Raw genomic sequence first — 17293 nt, 5'->3', positions numbered from 1 at the left:
CTAGCTGCTTTTTCGTTTTCCTATTAATTTTGTTACGGCAAGCATTGTAATTGGCAAGGAATGATTTTTCCGGAATGCTAAATATTTTCCACTCCACGCCGGTTTATATTTTTCTTTAAAATGCCGTAAACCACTAAAACTATATGTATAACGAACGTTATTGAAAATTGCTGCAGCGACGCGCTCAGACCAAAAGGATTGTGTGGATAAACCAACATTAGAGAGCGGGGCCATACCGATGTTAAAGGAATGATAACTGTTTTCTTTTGCCCATTGGAATAAATGAATAAAGATTGCATCCATAATCCCGCCAGGTGCATCTGGATAATAACGCATTAAATCGATAGAAAGTTCACCAGTTTGATAAACAGGCATAAACGTTGTAAATGCAATGATTTTTCCCTCAGCATCAGATAAAGTTGCAATAGGGGCGCGACTTATATACTCACGATCAAAGTATCCAAGAGAAAAGCCTTTTTCTTTTTTTCCCCCAAGCCAAGCGGCTGAAACATTTTTTAATTCTTCATATAACTCGTCTGAAAATGGTGGTTGATGAATGGAAAAGGTATAACCTTCACGTTCAAAACGGTTAAAAGTTGCACGTAATCCAGCACGCTTTTTCCCTGATATAGTAAATGTATTTAAATCAACAACAGCTTCTTCACCAAGTTTAAAGAAGTTATAGCCAAAATCATGGTATAAACTCATCCATTTGCTTTCAATTTGATAGAAAACGCAAATATATCCAAATCGATCCGCTTCAGCTAAAAATTCTTGTAGTACGTTACGGAAAGAAGACGGATCCCCAATTGGATCGCCGAGTACAACAAGTCGTTTTCCTGTTGTTGAAAATAAAAGAAGTGCTTTTCCATCACTACTAAAGAAGAATTGTTTATCTCCTAAAAAACCTAAATGACTTAGTACATTTCCGCCATATTCATCTAAGAAGTTTTGCAGACGTTTATCGTTTGCTGATTGCTCAGGGAATACACTACGATAGCGATTCGCGATAAGAGAACCGATGAGTAAAAAAGTTGGAACAAAGAAAGCAGCTGCAAGTGCACTTCTCTTTACTTGCGTAATATTACGAACGACAAAATCGGGCTTGAAAGCTTCTTTTGCTCCTGCGAATAGGATGCCTAAGTTTTTATACAAGTATAATGTTAGTAGTAAAAATATAAATACTTTTACTACATCGGAAAGCGAAACTGACATTTTTTCACGTACAAATCTTTTGCGAAGCATATATAATACGGCTAGCACGATTAGTAAAATAAAGGTTTCTTCAATATCGATTCCTTTCAGTGTATTAAAAATGGCTGCTCCAATTAAAGAAACAATAGTCATATAGTAGGAACGTTTTGTTCCATAATAAATACCTCTTGATAGAATAAGGAGCAGAATTCCAAATGTTAATGATAAGCTAAAAGAAAATTGAATAAGATGTTTTGGAGCTAAAATGTGTAATGCGTGAGCACGATTTATACTCGTCGGTAAAATGGTCGATAAGATGACCATTAGGCCGGTAAAGACTGTTAAAGCAGCTGATGCCCATGGACCTAGCTTTCCTAAAAAATCACGTTGTAATGTCCAAATGACACCTGTTGTTTCTAAGGCGGGTGCAATAAATGGTTTATCTTCAATCTTTTTTAGGGCAGCTCCGGTCATTTCAAAAGCGGCAAAAATTAACCCAAGACAAAATGGTAAAATATAGTATACGAGGCGGTATAATAACATGGCAGGTAATAATACGCCTGTATCGATACCGTATTGTCCTAATCCAGTTAAAAAGACAAGGTCAAAGGAACCAAGACCACCGGGTACAAGACTAACAACCCCTGCTAATGCTGCAATAACATAAACCCCTAAAAATTTCCGGAAATCGATGTCAATTCCAAATAATATTAAAATAACATACATAACGATGCCGGCAGAAAGCCATTCCACTAATGAAACAAGTGAATATAGAACGGTTGGGTTCTTCTCTTTGATTTCTTCCTGTCCTTCTATGTGTTGCTTTTTTCGATTTTTAATTTTGGAAAATCCAATATATAGCGGTACAAAAAGAGCAAAAAAGATGAGGACAGGCCATAGCCAAGGTTTTTCATGTAAAATAAAACTTGTATCTAGTATTCCTATAAGACCGAGGAATGAGAGAAGGGATAATCCATTTATAAAAGCAGTTGTCATCCAAGCGATGCTTTTGATAAGTTTACCATTCTCTTTTACGTGAGGCCGATATAACATTGTCCGTATACCTGCTCCAACAAGTCCACCAAAACCGATAAATCCATTTAAGGTGTTAGCAATCCAAGAAACACGGAAAATCTTTTGAACAGGTACATCTGCTTTTAAATAGCGGAGCATAACAAAGTCATAAAAGAACATTGTTGAAACAGCAAACGCACCGAGCGTAATAGCTAAAAAGACTCCTCCAGTCGGAATGTTTTTAATTGTTTCAATTGCTTCTCGAAATGAAATACCTGACAATTCTTTCCGAGCTTGAAAGAATACAATTGTCAAGACAACAAATGGGAAAATAATTTTTCCGATTTGTAAGAAACGTTTCCACGAAAACGACATAAATACAACTCTCCTTGCATAAGAAAACTGAGACAATATTCTTATTATGACAAACTTCATGAAAAATAAAAAGGTAAATTGCAGGATATAAAAACTATTTTTTATATAAATATAGAAATGTTATATATTTTTTTGCTAAGAATTAATAATAAATTAAAGTTTTGTTTATTCAGAAAAGTAAGTTAAAATAGAACGAAATAAGGAAGAGGGGGAAAGCGGATGGTTATAGTAGGTTACGCAGGCCATGAGCTAGAAAAAGCACAACCTAATACATCAGAAGATTTCTTTAATCGATCCGAAGTAACTTATATTTTGGGTGAACAAGAAAAAACATTTTCTGTATTATATGTCCGTTATTTTGAAGAAATTTTACAAGGAATTACTCCGTTTGAAGGAAATCCAGTTTTTAAAATAGAAGAACAAGACATATATTTACGTGATATCGTTGCTCTAGCTTGTTTTATTAAAAATAAAGAATTTCGTGGGCAAAAGCGTGTATATATTAACAGGATAGAAGATTTTCAAAAAAATTTTGATGATAAAACAGTGGTAAAAGTACAAGACATAATGGCTGAGTTACATAAAAATAAAAAAGTAGAAATAGCGTAAAATGGAAAAGGAGAGAAAAGGATATGTCTAATTCAATGGTTGAAAATCAAACGCATCAAGTTTCTGAATTTTTAGAAGAAGTTATTGATTTAATGACTGATTTTGTTAATTATCATACATTACCTTCTTTATTAGAAGAGTCACCAGAAGGGAATAAACATTATTATGAAGGTTTATTATCATCATTAAGACGACTCCTTGTATTTTGTGAAGAAGGCTTGGATGCGTGCCTTGTTTTATTGAGTAGTCAACCATTTCGAAAAACGGCTGCTGAGAGAACATTATATAAAATCTATCATCAAGTAATTGCTGAATTCTTTTCGCCAAAAAGTGATCAGTGGTATGAAAATAGTCGCTCGGCATATACAGGGAAAAATTCCATTGCTTTTCAACAAATACCGCCTAGCTCAATTGAAAAAGTAATGCAAGAATTAGAAGGAAAGTTTCAAACAATGCGTGAGGAGCTGGAATATTACGAAACGGACTATCAAACAAAGATGTTACACAAGTATTAATAAAACCATTTTCTTTAGGTGTGAGAGAGGATCCGGCCATGGATAGAAGTGGTCAGATCCTTTTTCAGCCCCATGCGAAGTGAGAACAAAAGGAGAAAGTGAGTAGGGGTTCCTTTTTATTTTTATAACCGCGACTTATATGTTGGGGAATTAAAATGGATGTATATAATAAGATGAGGGAACTACTGTCTTTGATTGTAGGGATGAATAGCTCTAGTATATGTTTTATATAAGTATTAGAGAATACTCAAAGAAGCTAGAGAAAGACTAGCTTCTTTTGCTGTTTTGTACGGTATATACGATGCGGACGCTGAATATAGTTAAAGTGGATAGCATAGAGGAGGTGTCGTATGAATCAGCAAGGTGTATTTACGGATTATTTTCATGAAGTAGAAAATTGGTGTGAAAGCGTTCTTCACGTATTAGATAGTCGTGCAACTGAAGTTTATGACGTCCATATGCTTGCTTATAAAATTCAAATGCTATTAGACCGTATGAAAGAAAATGAGTATGAAACAGATGCTGAATTCCTGTATGAGATAAGTGATGATGTGGAACACATCCAGAATCATTTACAAGAAGTATTTATGCAAGAAAATGAGCAATATGAGTTATATGAAAGAACGTATACTGAGAGATCTGTTCCAATTGGGGGTCACACGCTTCCTCCGTTACCCTATCCATATAATGCGCTGGAACCATATATTTCTCGAGAGATTATGATGCTACATCATGATAAACATCATCGGAGTTATGTGGAAGGGCTGAATAAAGCAGAAAAAATGATGGAAGAAGCAAGGAAAACAAATAAGTTTGATTTAATCAAGCATTGGGAAAGAGAAGCGGCTTTTCACGGTTCAGGTCATTATTTGCACACGATATTTTGGAATAACATGAAAAAAGATGGAGGGGGAAGTCCAAGAGGTGCATTATCTCGAGAAATCGAGAAAGATTTTGGGGGTTTTTTACGTTTTCAAAAGCATTTTACAGAAGCTGCATCGAAGGTAGAAGGATCTGGCTGGGCTATTCTTGTGTGGGTACCTCGCTCGGGAAGATTAGAAATTTTACAAAGTACCCTTCATCAATTATTCACACAGTGGGATACGATACCGTTACTTGTGCTTGATGTATGGGAACATGCATATTATTTGCAATACCAAAATCGGAAAGATGAGTACATTAAAAATTGGTGGAATGTTGTGAATTGGTCCGATGTGGAAAAGCGATTTGAAAGTGCGAAACAGCTTGAGTGGACACCGTATTAGACGCATATTTGTGCGTCTTTTTTGCTGGTATAGAAAAGAATATTTCGTTCATATTTTAAGGGGCCAAGCATACACTTGTACAAAAAGTGCCAAAAGGACGTGGGGGAATATGAGACGAACTTGGATTGTAATTGCACTTATTATAATGTGTGCAAGTGTTATACCGATTCATACATATGCACAAATGAATGATGTAAGCGCCCATAATGCCATATTGATGGAAGAACATTCAGGACGTGTGTTATATGGAAAGTTAGAACATGAATCACAAAAAATTGCTAGCATCACGAAAATTATGACTGCCTTACTCGCTGCCGAATCAGGGAAAATGAAAGAAGTTGTACCTATTAGCGATAAGGCTGTTCGAGTAGAGGGGTCGGCAATTTATTTACAACCTGGAAAAAAAGTACCGCTAGAGGATTTAGTTTATGGTTTAATGCTTCGTTCCGGTAATGATGCAGCACAAGCAATTGCTGAAAATGTTGGGGGAAGCATAGAGGGGTTTGTTTATTTGATGAACGAAAAAGCGAAACAAATAGGAATGAAAGATACACATTTTTCAAATCCACATGGTCTAGATGGGGATGGAACGCACTATTCGTCTGCATATGATATGGCACTTTTAACACGTTATGCAATGGGAAATGAAACGTTTCGGAAAATTTTTGGAACAAAAACATATCAATCGAAAATGTGGGATTATCCATGGAAAAACAAGCATAAACTTGTAACTTCTTATTATGAATTTGCAACAGGAGGCAAGACGGGATTTACAAAAAAAGCAGGGCGTACACTTGTTACAACAGCTTCGAAAGATGGATTAGATTTAATTGTAGTGACACTTAATGCGTCTAATGATTGGGACGACCATATGTATTTGTTTGATCAAGGGTTTAAGCAATATGAGTTAACGAAGGTTCTAGGGCAAGGAGCGCTCTCTGGACTGCAGGAAAAGAAGTATACAAATCATGTTTATATAAAAAATGATTTCGCTATACCGCTAACGAAAGATGAGAAGAAACAGGTTATGCTAAAGGTTGAACTTGATAGGAGTGCAAAATTAGTAGATGGAGAGAAAGTCGGTAAGACAATAGTTTATATTAATGAAGAAAAAGTAGGGGAACGTAATTTGTTTTATAGTAAGCGAAAGTTGGTTGCTACAACTGGAGTATATTGGAATGATGTGATAGAAATCTTCTCTCATATGTTAGGTGTTGGAACAGATGGTTAACCTCGTATGGGTGGCGATGGCGGTTATTGGGATTGTATATGCGATGATAAACGGAACGATGGAGGAAGTGAATAAAGCAGTCTTTGAAGGGTCAAAAGATGCAGTAACCATTTGTATTGGGCTGATTAGTGTTTTAGTCTTTTGGCTAGGGTTAATGAAGATTGCTGAAGAAGCGGGCTTATTAAAGAAATTAGTCTCATTTTTCATGCCAGTTGTAAAAAGATTGTTTCCAGAAGTACCAAAGGATCATCCTTCGATGGGATTTATTTTGTCAAATATGATGGCAAACTTTTTTGGGTTAGGAAATGCAGCGACGCCACTTGGTATTAAAGCAATGGAACAACTTAAGGAACTGAATGGAGGAAAGGATTCAGCAAGTCGTTCTATGGTGACATTTTTAGCTTTGAATACATCTGCAATTACATTGATACCGACTACTGTGATTTCAATCCGAATGACGTATGAATCGGCGAATCCGACTGAAATTGTTGGTGTTACGTTTATTGCACAAGTACTATCGATGATTGGGGCTATTTGGATTGACCGCTATTTTTACCGCAGACGGAGTAGAAAGGGGCGGAAAAAGTGAGTATTGTTAATACAATTTCATTATGGGTGATACCTTGTGTGATTGGTTTTATTCTATTATATGGCACGATAAAAAAAGTTCCAACGTACGAATCATTTGTAGAAGGTGGGAAAGAAGGAATCCAAATTGCTATTTCTATTTTACCATTTATGGTGGGGATGCTCGTATCCATTTCTATTTTCAGGGCATCTGGGGCTTTAGATGCCATGATTTCTGTAATGAAGCCAGTGTTGGATATGATTCACGTGCCAGCAGAAATTGTACCACTTGCGCTCATACGCCCCATTTCTGGTTCGGCAGGATTAAGTATTACTACAGATTTAATTGCTACATATGGACCAGATTCATTTATTGGTAGGCTCGCTTCCACAATGCAAGGAAGTACAGATACAACGTTTTATATTTTAACAGTGTACTTTGGAGCTGTTGGTATTCGTAAAATGGGTGATGCTTTAAAGGTAGGGTTGTTTGCAGATTTAATTGGGATTATTTGTTCTATTGTGTTTGTTTCTTTATTGTTTCAGTAATCGGTATTCATTTTTTGAGTTAATTCGCTTATAATACGTATACGACCACTATTAAGGGTAGGCTTAATAGTGGTTTTTTTGTGGAATATTTTTGACAAAATAATGAACTTTTGTTGTGAACAACTATATGAGGGTAAACAATAATAAAGAATTGAAACCGAATTCGGCCTTTATAAGTTTAGAAACATAGCTATGTTGTTTACGATATGTTAGGCTGGCTGCTATATGTTCTGGCGGTTGCCAACTCCTTCTAATGAAGGTAAGATAAATTTGAGGTGAATAATGGAAATGGAACGATTACAAAAAGTGATTGCGCAAGCAGGAATTGCATCAAGAAGAAAAGCTGAAGAACTTATTCAGCAAGGAAAAGTTAAAGTTAACGGTAAAGTAGTGACTGAGTTAGGAACGAAGGTAACTCCTCAAGATAAAGTAGAAGTAAATAATATCCCTCTTGAAAAAGAAGAACCTATTTATTTCTTACTATATAAACCAACTGGCGTAATTTCGAGCGTATCAGATGACAAAGGAAGAAAAGTTGTTACAGACTTTTTCCCTGAAATCACACAGCGCCTATTCCCAATTGGTCGTTTAGACTATGATACGTCTGGCGTACTTCTTATGACAAACGATGGTGATTTTGCAAACATATTGATGCATCCAAAATATAAAGTTGAGAAAACATATGTTGCAAAAGTAAAAGGCCCATTAACAGGAGAGAAAATTCGCATGTTAGAAAAAGGTGTTGTATTAGAAGATGGAAAGACAGCACCAGCACGTGTGAAAATCCTTTCTTGGGATAAGCGTAAAGAGATGGCAATTGTACAATTAACGATCCATGAAGGGCGTAATCGTCAAGTTCGTCGTATGTTTGAAGCGCTTGGCTGTAAAGTAATGAAATTAAAACGTGAACGTTATGCTTTCTTAGAAGTAGGAAGTCTACGCCCTGGTGATGCAAGAGAGTTATCACCTCATGAAGTAAAACAATTACGTGCGCTTGCTTCTACAAAGCCGAGATAAGTGGTAAAGTGAAACTTCCATCCGTGGGGGGAGTTTTATCCCCTATGGATGATTAGTTGAACCGATCGTTTTGGTGAGTGATTATGGAGGCATATATATTAAAATAAACAAATGCTTGAAATAAAGGACAAGTTAGTAGTTACAGAAATTTTTTACATATAAATTCATCAAAGAGAGGGGAGAGAGTATGAAGAAGAATCGCTTACTATTTCGCATTCTCATTTTGCTTATTTTAAGCGTGGCAGTAGGATTCACACTTTATCAAGGTTTTTTTGTTGATAAGGAAAAAATGCAAATCGGGAAAAAAGCACCTAACTTTGTTGTTTCAGATTTAGAAGGAAAAAAAATCGAGCTAAATGACCTGAAAGGAAAAGGGATATTTTTAAATTTTTGGGGAACGTGGTGCAAACCGTGTGAAAAAGAGATGCCTTATATGAATGAATTATATCCTAAATATAAAGAAAAAGGCGTTGAAATCATCGCATTAGATGCAGATGAAACGAATATTGCGGTGAAGAATTTTGTGAATCAATATGGATTAAAGTTCCCTGTTGCGATTGATAAAGGGCAAGAAATAATTGGTACATATGGCGTTGGTCCACTGCCAACAACATTTTTAATTGATAAAGAAGGAAATGTAATCGAGAAAATTACTGGTACACAAACAAAGGAACAAATGGAGGAATATTTAAAGAAAATTACTCCTTAGTAAAGAAAGCCTTTACATAACGAATAGTAAAAGAGTTTGATAGATGAAGGTGCTTTGCTTCGTCTTAGTACCTATCTTGAAAATTCTGAGTATTGCGGTAACTTGCGTTTGGAAGATACAATGATAAATAGAAACAAGAGGCGGTGAGAATATTGGAACAGATAAAGTGTGAATGTGGACATGTAAATCCAATAGGCACAATTTTTTGTGAAGCTTGCGGGAAACCTTTTGAAAACAAGGAAGATACGAGGTTATTAGATATGCGATATGAGGGGAGTGCCCGGCGCTCTCTTATTCATACGAGAACGATAGTAGATAAAGTTTGGAGCTTTTTTTCTTCCGTAAAGGTGGGGGTATGGCTCATTGTTATCACTCTATTAGCATCAGCAGTTGGAACCATATTTCCGCAAGAAATGTATATACCTCCAGGTGTTACACCAAGTGAATATTATGAACAGGAATATGGTTTTCTTGGACAACTATATTACCAATTGGGTTTTAATAAATTATATAGCTCATGGTGGTATATAATTTTAATTGCGTCGATTGGTGTGTCACTTGTGATATGTAGTTTAGATCGTGTAATTCCGCTTTATAAAGCTTTAAAAAAGCAGGGTGTAAAAAGACACCCAAGTTTTTTAAAGAGACAACGATTGTATGGGACAGGTTCTCCAAAAGAGGGGGATTTAGAACAGATTCAAGCCAATTTAAAGAAAAAAAATTACAGTGTAAGAGTCGAAGGCGAAAATATTTTAGCGGAAAAAGGAAGATTTTCTCGCTGGGGTCCATATGTGAATCATATCGGTCTTATCATTTTTCTATTCGGAGCAATGCTACGTTTTCTTCCGAGTATGTATGTGGATGAAGCACTGTGGCTACGTGATGGGGAAACAAAAGAGATCCCAGGAACTGATGGGAAATATTATTTGAAGAATGAAAAGTTTATAAAAGAAGTTTATGACAAGAGTAAAGATGATAAAGTATTTAATGATGCGATTGAGCGTGTAGGCGATAAAATGATCGCTAAAAACTACCAAACAAATGCTGTATTGTATAAAGTTGTAGAAGAAAATATAGCTGGACAAAAACCAAAGTTAGAAAAGGTAAAGGAATCTAAAATTAAAGTGAATGAACCGTTAAAATTTGATCAGTTTGCTCTATATCAACTAGATTTTAAAGAAAATGAATTTGGTAGTATGTCTTTTTCTTTACAGAAAAAAGACAATCAGAAAAAATGGAAACCCATTAAAGTTAACTTAGAAAATCCAAAAGAAACATACGATTTAGGAGATGGGTATTCTATAAAATTATTAAGTTATTTTCCTGATTTTTATTTTGATGAGAATGGTCAGCCCAATACAAAAACAAAGATTCCGAACAACCCAGCTTTCGTTTTTAAAATGTTTACACCAGAGACGCCAGAAGGAGAAGTGAGTTTTGTAGGTATACAACAAAACATAGAACCAGAAGGAAATAATCAATATAAAATGACCTTTGCAGGAGTAGAAATGCGAAATGCAACGGGGCTTATTGTGAGAAAAGATTTGACACTATGGATTCTTGGAATCGGAGGATTTATCTTCATGGTTGGTGTGATTCAAGGGATGTATTGGAATCATCGTCGTATCTGGATACAACGTGTTAAAGATGAATGGTGGATTGCTGGCCATACAAATAAAAACTGGTTTGGCTTGCGGAAAGATATTGAGAAAGTGCTTGAAGGAACAACAATTCCACAACCATACGACAAAGTAAATGATCAAAAAATTAGTTGAGGTGGGGAGAATATATGGTGCAAATCAGCAGTAATTTCTTATTTGCCGCTTTCATCTTCTATTTAATTGCAACACTGTTCTTCGGGGGGGCGATTAAAGAAAAAGGTCGGAAGTGGGCAAATATAGGTATAACCATAACAATTTTAGGATTTGTCGCTCAAACTGTATACTTTGTAACAAGGTGGATCGCTTCAGGGCATGCACCAGTAAGTAATTTCTTTGAGTTTGGTACATTCTTCGGCATGATGCTTGTTGGTGCTTTTATTGTTATGTATTTCATGTATCGTGTAAGCATAGTCGGATTATTCGCTTTACCAGTAGCCCTTTTGTTAATTGCATATGCAAGTATGTTTCCGAGAGAAATTTCACCGCTTATTCCATCGTTGAAAAGTAATTGGCTACATATTCATGTAACAACGGCCGCAGCTGGACAAGCTATTTTAGCAATTAGTTTTATTACAGGTGTCATATATTTGCTTAAAAATGTAGATCAGTCAAAAAGGACGAAACGGACATTTTGGTTAGAAACAGTTGTGTTTACACTCGTTTGCGCTGTCGGATTCATAGCGGTAACAACAGTTTATTCGGCAACAAAATATGAAGCAAAGTTTCAATGGGTGGATAAAAATGAACAAAAAGTCGAGATGAAATATAATCTGCCTGCACTAGTTGGACCCCATGAAGGGAAGTTAATAACAACTGGAAAACTTGAACCGATTGCAGAAATGCCTGCTATAATAAATGCAAAGAAATTAAATACAGTAATTTGGTCACTGCTTATTGGAACGGGACTATATATTGTATTAAGATTAATTTTACGAAAAAGAGTATCAGCAGCCCTTCAGCCAGTAGTGAAAAACGTTAACAGTGATTTACTTGATGAAATTGGATATCGATCTATTGCAATTGGATTCCCAGTCTTTACGTTAGGAGCGTTAATTTTTGCGATGATTTGGGCGCAAATTGCGTGGACACGTTTTTGGGGATGGGATCCAAAAGAGGTATGGGCGCTCATTACATGGCTCTTTTATGCTGCAGTTTTGCATTTACGTTTATCTAAAGGATGGCATGGTGAGAAGTCAGCATGGCTTGCGGTAATTGGATTTGCGATTATCATGTTTAATTTTATAGCGGTAAACTTAATTATTGCTGGTTTGCACTCATATGCGTAAGGTTTTACCTCTTTTTTGGAGGGGGAGTACACGATTCAGTGAAGCATGATAAAATAGGAAAGTGGTTGTCACTTTCCTATTTTATTTTTGCCAATTTCTTTTCTTTTTTGAGAAAAACATGGCAAAATAAAGGCTGATTTTGTAAAATGATGTCGGGGCCTAAATGTCCTGTTCAAGAAAAATACATATTTTTGGAAAAGAAATGAACAAATTTTATTATTCTTGTGAAGTATAATGTCTAAGGTGGAAGACTAACATTTTAGAATTATCTATTATGAGATAAGAGTAAAAATCGTATTACATCATAGAAAGGTAGGTGTGAACCGTTGTCATGTTTTTTTACGGGCAGCGGGAAGCAATGGAAAATGAACCAAGAATTTTAATTGTAGATGATGAAGATCGTATTCGCCGTTTATTAAAAATGTATTTAGAAAGAGAACAATATACGATTGATGAGGCTGATAATGGTGATACAGCTTTAGAAAAAGCATTGCAAAATGATTATGATTTAATCTTATTAGACATCATGATGCCTGGAAAAGATGGGATTGAAGTATGTAAAGGAATTCGTGAGAAAAAAGCAACACCAATTATTATGCTGACAGCTAAAGGTGAAGAAGTAAACAGGGTGCAAGGATTTGAAGTTGGCTCGGATGATTATATCGTAAAGCCGTTTAGTCCACGTGAAGTAGTCCTTCGTGTAAAAGCGGTCTTGCGACGTTCTGTGACAACAACATTCTTTACACAAGATACAATAACAAAAGATATTATTGTATTCCCGCATTTAACAATTGATAACGATGCGCATCGCGTTACTGCTGATGGTGATGAAGTCAATTTAACACCAAAGGAATATGAATTGTTACTATTTTTAGCAAAGGCTCCTGATAAAGTATTTGATCGTGAGCAATTATTAAAAGAGGTATGGCAATATGAATTCTTTGGAGACCTGCGTACAGTAGATACGCACGTAAAGCGTTTACGTGAAAAATTAAGTAAAAAATCAGCTGATGCAGCGAAGATGATCGTAACTGTATGGGGTGTTGGTTATAAGTTTGAGGTTGTGAACGACTGATGCTTTGGAGAAGTGTAGTAGGAAAGCTATGGATGACCATATTGCTTCTTGTTTCATTTGTTCTTGGCTTTGTTGCCATTTTGCTTTCGCAGTTTTTTGATAATTACTATATTGAAATGAGTGAAAACAGGCTTACAAAAGTAGCGACAAGTGTTTCGGAATTAATTGAAGAAGGTGCAGACGAAAAAACGATTGAGAATATCGCGTATAAGTTTGCTGATCCGCTCTCACGAATTATTATTGTAAAAGGGGATCATGAAGTTTCTTCTTCACCGAAACAAGAAGGATTGGTAGATCTTACAATAGAAGATCTGAAAAAGGATAAAGATTTAGCAGCTGTTTTTATAGATAAAAAAGAAAATAAAGAAAAAATAAAAAAAGTGTCTGATGACAAAACGAAGAAGAACTCTGAAAATGATATTATGATTGTTGGCAAGCCGCTGCAATCATCAAATCATAGTGCGGTGTTTGTGTATCAATCATTGCAAGTTCCAAAACAAGGTATGGAAAAAGCGACAGATTTTATTTTTTTATCAGCGGGAATTGCGATTATTTTAACAACGTTCTTTGCATTTTTCTTATCGACACGAATTACAGCTCCACTTCGTAAAATGCGTGAAGTGGCCTTTGAAGTAGCGCGCGGGAAATTTGATACGAAAGCACCTATGGTTTCGCAAGACGAAATAGGAGAGCTAGCAACGGCGTTAAATCAAATGGGAAAACAATTAAAGTTTAATATTAATGCACTACAGCAAGAAAAAGAACAACTTTCTAGTATTTTAAGCAGTATGGCAGATGGGGTTGTAACGCTAAATCAAGAGTGTGAGGTTGTTGTTATCAATCCACCGGCGGAGCATTTTTTACAAGTTTGGCAAGAAGAAAAAGAGTTGGAATTAAGTAGGAATTTACCGCCGGAACTTGTTGAGTTGTTTCATCTTGTAGTAGAAAGTGAGCAACAGCAAGTCATTGAAATTAATTTACAAAAGGGTAACTACGTTGTCCTTATGACGCCGCTATATAATCAAACAAAAATTCGCGGTGCTGTGGCGGTGCTTCGTGATATGACAGAAGAACGTCGCCTTGAAAAAATGCGTCAAGATTTTATTGCGAATGTGTCTCATGAATTGCGCACACCGATGGTTATGCTCCAAGGGTATAGTGAGGCAATCTTGGATGATATTGTTCAAACAAAAGAAGAAATAAATGAATTTGTACAAATTATTTATGATGAGTCAGTTCGTTTAGGTCGCCTTGTGAATGAGCTTTTAGATTTAGCGCGTATGGAAAGTGGTCATGTTGAATTGCATATATCTGAAGTGGATATTCATCCATTTGTTGAGAAGATTGGACGCAAATTTCAAGGGATTGCAAAAGAAAAAAATGTGCGGTTAACAGTTGATTTCCGTAATCCAATTGAGCAACATTCGTTTGATCCAGATCGTATGGAGCAAGTATTAACGAACTTAATTGACAATGCAATCAGGCATACAAATGCAGGTGGTCATGTTGAGCTTATTATTGATACGAAAAATAATGGACTCATGTTTGAAGTGCAAGATTCAGGTGCTGGTATTCCTGAAGAAGACATTCCGTTCTTGTTTGATCGTTTTTATAAAGCTGATAAAGCAAGAACACGTGGGAAAACAGGTGGTACTGGTTTAGGGCTTGCAATTGCTAAAAACATTGTACAAGGGCATAATGGTAAAGTTTCTATATCAAGTGTCGTTGGAGAAGGAACAATATTCTCTGTATATTTACCAGGTCAATCAATATAAGTGATATTGTTGTGAGTCAATACTGAAGTTCTAGTATTTTTTATTCTTTTTGAGTTTATAATATTTTCTCAATGGAATGAAGAATATTAGAGCTTTTTGTTTTATTGTACTATTTGTAGATGGTAGTCTCTCTATGAAAGTTGATTGAAAGACAAGAAGCTTAGACTAAGGAAAGAATAAATCCATGTTGATTTGCTGGCATATAAGTCACGGCTATGAAAATAAAAGAAGGTCTCCGCTCATTTTCTCCTTCTGTTCTCACATGGCATGGGGCTAAAAGGTACTGACCGTTTCTACGCATGGTCGGATGCTCTCTCCCATCAAAAAAAGAAAGGTTTAAGTCGTTTTTTTCAATGTATACTTACATTTGATGGATCGTGTAATGAATAAAAATTTAAAAGAGAGGTGTAGAATATTTGAAACTATATACGAAAACAGGAGATAAAGGACAAACGAGTATTATAGGTGGACGAGTTGATAAAGATCATATTCGTGTAGAAGCATATGGAACAATTGATGAGGCGAATTCTCATATTGGATATGCGATGACTATGCTTCAAGAAGAATGCTTTCAAGACATACATGAGGAGCTTGAAAAGATTCAGCATGAATTGTTTGATTGCGGTGGAGATTTAGCAATTGTGCAGCAAAAATTACCTTATAAAGTAACAGAAGAAATGGTCATATATTTAGAAGGACGAATTGATCACTACATAGAAGAAGCGCCACCATTAGAGTGTTTTATTTTACCTGGCGGGAGCCCAGCATCTGCGGTGACCCATGTTGCACGTACGGTAACGCGGAGAGCTGAGCGCTATATTGTATCATTAGGAAAGCAAGAGGAAATAAATGAAGTTGTATTACGATATGTCAATCGATTATCTGATTATTTATTCGCAATAGCTAGGGTGATAAATGCTCGCCTTATGGTGAAAGATGTTGAATATAAACGAAGTGCAATTGGTTTTCGTAAAAAGGAAGTGGAGTAATTCACTTTCTTTTTTGTATACTTTTTTCCGTAATATACCACAATAGAGAAAGTGTGGCGGTTATTAAAAAACGGAGGATGTATATGAAAGGCTTAAAAGTCGGGATACTTGTCTTTGGATTGTTTTTTAGTTCTCAATTATATGCTTATGCTGAGGACGGACGATGGACATGGCCGGTAGATGGAAGAATTAGTGACTATTTTGGAACAAGAAATGGAAAACACTATGGTATTGATATAGCTGCTCCAATCGGAACACCGATTGCCGCTATTCGAGGTGGAACGGTGACAAAATCCTATTTTTCAAATAGTTATGGAAATGTAGTGTTTATTAAGCATGGAGAATATGAGGCCGTTTACGCCCATCTAAATAAGAGATATGTATTTCAAGGGAATCATATTACAAGAGGTGAGGTAATTGGTGAAGTGGGAAACACAGGTGAATCACGAGGTGCACATCTGCACTTAGAAGTTCATAAAGGTGCTTGGACATTTGGGAAAAGAAATGCAATGAATCCATTGTTTGTTTTAAATGGAGAAAGGGATCAAGTGGTTTCATCATCGATGTATATTGTGCAAAAAGGGGATACATTGGTCAGTATTGCCCGTAAGTTTGGCATGACTGTTCATGAGATAAAAGTAAAAAATGCATTACAACAAGATCGAATTTATCCAAATCAAAAATTATATATGAATTAAAAAAAGGGCTAGTAGGACTAGCTCTTTTTTTACCAAAAAATAAAGACACATATAAATCCAGAAATGGCTAAATAGCTATAATAATAAAAGACCTTTGTCCTTGTTTTTTCCTTCGTTCGAAATAATACAATGGTTGGTTCGATTAGTCCAATTGTAAAGCAAAGTAGACCAAGGAGCATACAGCCGATAGAAAACGAATACAAGGCAACTTGTACTTGAAATGGAATTATCCACTTTAATAAAAATGCAATAAGTGCTGTATAACAAATGCTGCCTATATATTTGTTTAAAGTTGTATTGGAACGAAAACCAGGAAGCTTTTTCAAAAAGGATCGGGAAACAACTTCTGTTTGTAAAGAAGTATGTTCTTTAATTATTTTTTGGGCCTCTTTCCCTTTATGAAAGAGAGAGAGAATCCAATTTCGTTTTCCTTGGAAAACAAATTGTGATGTTGTTAAATAGTGATCAATTTTCACTTTATCCCAACTTTTCCACAGGTGACGCTCGCGTAGCTTTAGTTTACTTTCTGTTGTTTTATCATACTGATATACACTAATTCCTTCTTTGTCAAAAGTAGCATAGTATGTTTCTCTTGAAAATGTGCCTAAATCAATTGGACAGTAGAAAAGTAATTCCTTTTTTAAATAAAAGTATTCTTTTCTTAAGTTTTTTTTCATCGTTTCTTGAATAGAGTGTCTTTTTTCTTTCTTCATGACATTTCCTCCGTATTAAGAAAATGCTCTTATCTTAACAATTCAACATCT

Annotated in this window: 16 protein-coding genes; 14 read left to right on the top strand and 2 right to left on the bottom strand. The window is 35.7% G+C overall.

The window, feature by feature from the left end; genetic code table 11:
* Complete coding sequence (mprF, locus tag MHH71_RS08240; protein ID WP_006094224.1) at positions 1-2583, bottom strand: bifunctional lysylphosphatidylglycerol flippase/synthetase MprF; 2583 nt, start codon at positions 2581-2583, stop codon at positions 1-3.
* 219 nt (positions 2584-2802) lie between these two features.
* Here mprF and MHH71_RS08235 point away from each other — a divergent pair, with 219 nt between their 5' ends.
* The 14 genes from MHH71_RS08235 to MHH71_RS08170 all read left to right on the top strand — a co-directional run bounded on the left by MHH71_RS08235 (position 2803) and on the right by MHH71_RS08170 (position 16529).
* A complete protein-coding gene (locus MHH71_RS08235) occupies positions 2803-3192 on the top strand; it encodes a hypothetical protein (RefSeq protein ID WP_003196277.1) in 390 nt (129 codons plus the stop codon).
* A gap of 23 nt (positions 3193-3215) precedes the next feature.
* The gene (locus MHH71_RS08230; RefSeq protein WP_018764247.1) at positions 3216-3707 is read left to right on the top strand and encodes a DUF3907 family protein; all 492 of its coding nucleotides are present in this window, start codon (positions 3216-3218) and stop codon (positions 3705-3707) included.
* Positions 3708-4057: 350 nt separating this feature from the next.
* The gene (locus MHH71_RS08225; protein ID WP_003206588.1) at positions 4058-4972 is read left to right on the top strand and encodes a superoxide dismutase; all 915 of its coding nucleotides are present in this window, start codon (positions 4058-4060) and stop codon (positions 4970-4972) included.
* Between the two features lie 109 nt (positions 4973-5081).
* Entirely contained in the window at positions 5082-6203 is a 1122-nt protein-coding gene (locus MHH71_RS08220) for a D-alanyl-D-alanine carboxypeptidase family protein (protein WP_006094225.1), read from the top strand.
* Positions 6196-6792 (top strand): spore maturation protein SpmA, encoded by a 597-nt coding sequence (gene spmA / locus MHH71_RS08215; RefSeq protein ID WP_016114058.1) that lies wholly within the window; start codon positions 6196-6198, stop codon positions 6790-6792. The genes MHH71_RS08220 and spmA overlap by 8 nt, the downstream gene beginning before the upstream one ends.
* On the top strand, positions 6789-7319 hold the full coding sequence (gene spmB, locus MHH71_RS08210) for a spore maturation protein SpmB (RefSeq protein ID WP_018780997.1): 531 nt from the start codon (positions 6789-6791) through the stop codon (positions 7317-7319). The genes spmA and spmB overlap by 4 nt, the downstream gene beginning before the upstream one ends.
* Before the next feature lie 288 nt (positions 7320-7607).
* The gene (gene rluB, locus MHH71_RS08205; RefSeq protein WP_018764251.1) at positions 7608-8336 is read left to right on the top strand and encodes a 23S rRNA pseudouridine(2605) synthase RluB; all 729 of its coding nucleotides are present in this window, start codon (positions 7608-7610) and stop codon (positions 8334-8336) included.
* 187 nt (positions 8337-8523) lie between these two features.
* Positions 8524-9045, top strand: a complete 522-nt coding sequence (resA, locus tag MHH71_RS08200) for a thiol-disulfide oxidoreductase ResA (protein WP_003206580.1) — start codon at positions 8524-8526, stop codon at positions 9043-9045.
* 149 nt (positions 9046-9194) lie between these two features.
* Positions 9195-10820, top strand: a complete 1626-nt coding sequence (locus tag MHH71_RS08195; protein WP_033799629.1) for a cytochrome c biogenesis protein ResB — start codon at positions 9195-9197, stop codon at positions 10818-10820.
* A gap of 14 nt (positions 10821-10834) precedes the next feature.
* A complete protein-coding gene (ccsB, locus tag MHH71_RS08190; protein WP_003196285.1) occupies positions 10835-11992 on the top strand; it encodes a c-type cytochrome biogenesis protein CcsB in 1158 nt (385 codons plus the stop codon).
* A gap of 358 nt (positions 11993-12350) precedes the next feature.
* The gene (resD, locus tag MHH71_RS08185) at positions 12351-13067 is read left to right on the top strand and encodes a DNA-binding response regulator ResD (RefSeq protein ID WP_033799630.1); all 717 of its coding nucleotides are present in this window, start codon (positions 12351-12353) and stop codon (positions 13065-13067) included.
* Positions 13067-14842: an ATP-binding protein gene (locus MHH71_RS08180; protein ID WP_003206574.1), complete on the top strand. Its 1776-nt coding sequence runs from the start codon at positions 13067-13069 to the stop codon at positions 14840-14842. Before resD ends, MHH71_RS08180 begins: the two co-directional genes overlap by 1 nt.
* 416 nt (positions 14843-15258) lie before the next feature.
* A complete protein-coding gene (locus tag MHH71_RS08175) occupies positions 15259-15831 on the top strand; it encodes a cob(I)yrinic acid a,c-diamide adenosyltransferase (RefSeq protein WP_006094234.1) in 573 nt (190 codons plus the stop codon).
* 83 nt (positions 15832-15914) lie between these two features.
* A complete protein-coding gene (locus tag MHH71_RS08170) occupies positions 15915-16529 on the top strand; it encodes a peptidoglycan DD-metalloendopeptidase family protein (RefSeq protein WP_033798762.1) in 615 nt (204 codons plus the stop codon).
* Positions 16530-16558: 29 nt separating this feature from the next.
* On the opposite strand, the gene MHH71_RS08165 is transcribed toward MHH71_RS08170, so the two are convergent.
* A complete protein-coding gene (locus MHH71_RS08165; protein WP_003206567.1) occupies positions 16559-17242 on the bottom strand; it encodes a hypothetical protein in 684 nt (227 codons plus the stop codon).
* Positions 17243-17293: the final 51 nt, after the last annotated feature.

It is taken from the genome of Bacillus sp. FSL H8-0534, from assembly GCF_038005885.1.
GTDB lineage: Bacteria > Bacillota > Bacilli > Bacillales > Bacillaceae_G > Bacillus_A > Bacillus_A pseudomycoides.
The sequence above is the reverse complement of the archived record's forward strand: the minus strand, read 5'-3'. Positions and strand labels throughout refer to the sequence as shown.

Excerpts from the sequence above, each read along its gene's own strand:
- MHH71_RS08235 (WP_003196277.1), top strand. The coding sequence starts at position 2,803 with ATGGTTATAGTAGGTTACGCAGGCCATGAGCTAGAAAAAGCACAACCT.
- ccsB (WP_003196285.1), top strand. The coding sequence starts at position 10,835 with ATGGTGCAAATCAGCAGTAATTTCTTATTTGCCGCTTTCATCTTCTAT.
- MHH71_RS08170 (WP_033798762.1), top strand. The coding sequence starts at position 15,915 with ATGAAAGGCTTAAAAGTCGGGATACTTGTCTTTGGATTGTTTTTTAGT.
- MHH71_RS08220 (WP_006094225.1), top strand. The coding sequence starts at position 5,082 with ATGAGACGAACTTGGATTGTAATTGCACTTATTATAATGTGTGCAAGT.
- MHH71_RS08230 (WP_018764247.1), top strand. The coding sequence starts at position 3,216 with ATGTCTAATTCAATGGTTGAAAATCAAACGCATCAAGTTTCTGAATTT.
- MHH71_RS08165 (WP_003206567.1), bottom strand. The coding sequence starts at position 17,242 with ATGAAGAAAGAAAAAAGACACTCTATTCAAGAAACGATGAAAAAAAAC.
- rluB (WP_018764251.1), top strand. The coding sequence starts at position 7,608 with ATGGAACGATTACAAAAAGTGATTGCGCAAGCAGGAATTGCATCAAGA.
- MHH71_RS08180 (WP_003206574.1), top strand. The coding sequence starts at position 13,067 with ATGCTTTGGAGAAGTGTAGTAGGAAAGCTATGGATGACCATATTGCTT.
- MHH71_RS08225 (WP_003206588.1), top strand. The coding sequence starts at position 4,058 with ATGAATCAGCAAGGTGTATTTACGGATTATTTTCATGAAGTAGAAAAT.
- mprF (WP_006094224.1), bottom strand. The coding sequence starts at position 2,583 with ATGTCGTTTTCGTGGAAACGTTTCTTACAAATCGGAAAAATTATTTTC.
- spmA (WP_016114058.1), top strand. The coding sequence starts at position 6,196 with ATGGTTAACCTCGTATGGGTGGCGATGGCGGTTATTGGGATTGTATAT.
- resA (WP_003206580.1), top strand. The coding sequence starts at position 8,524 with ATGAAGAAGAATCGCTTACTATTTCGCATTCTCATTTTGCTTATTTTA.
- resD (WP_033799630.1), top strand. The coding sequence starts at position 12,351 with ATGGAAAATGAACCAAGAATTTTAATTGTAGATGATGAAGATCGTATT.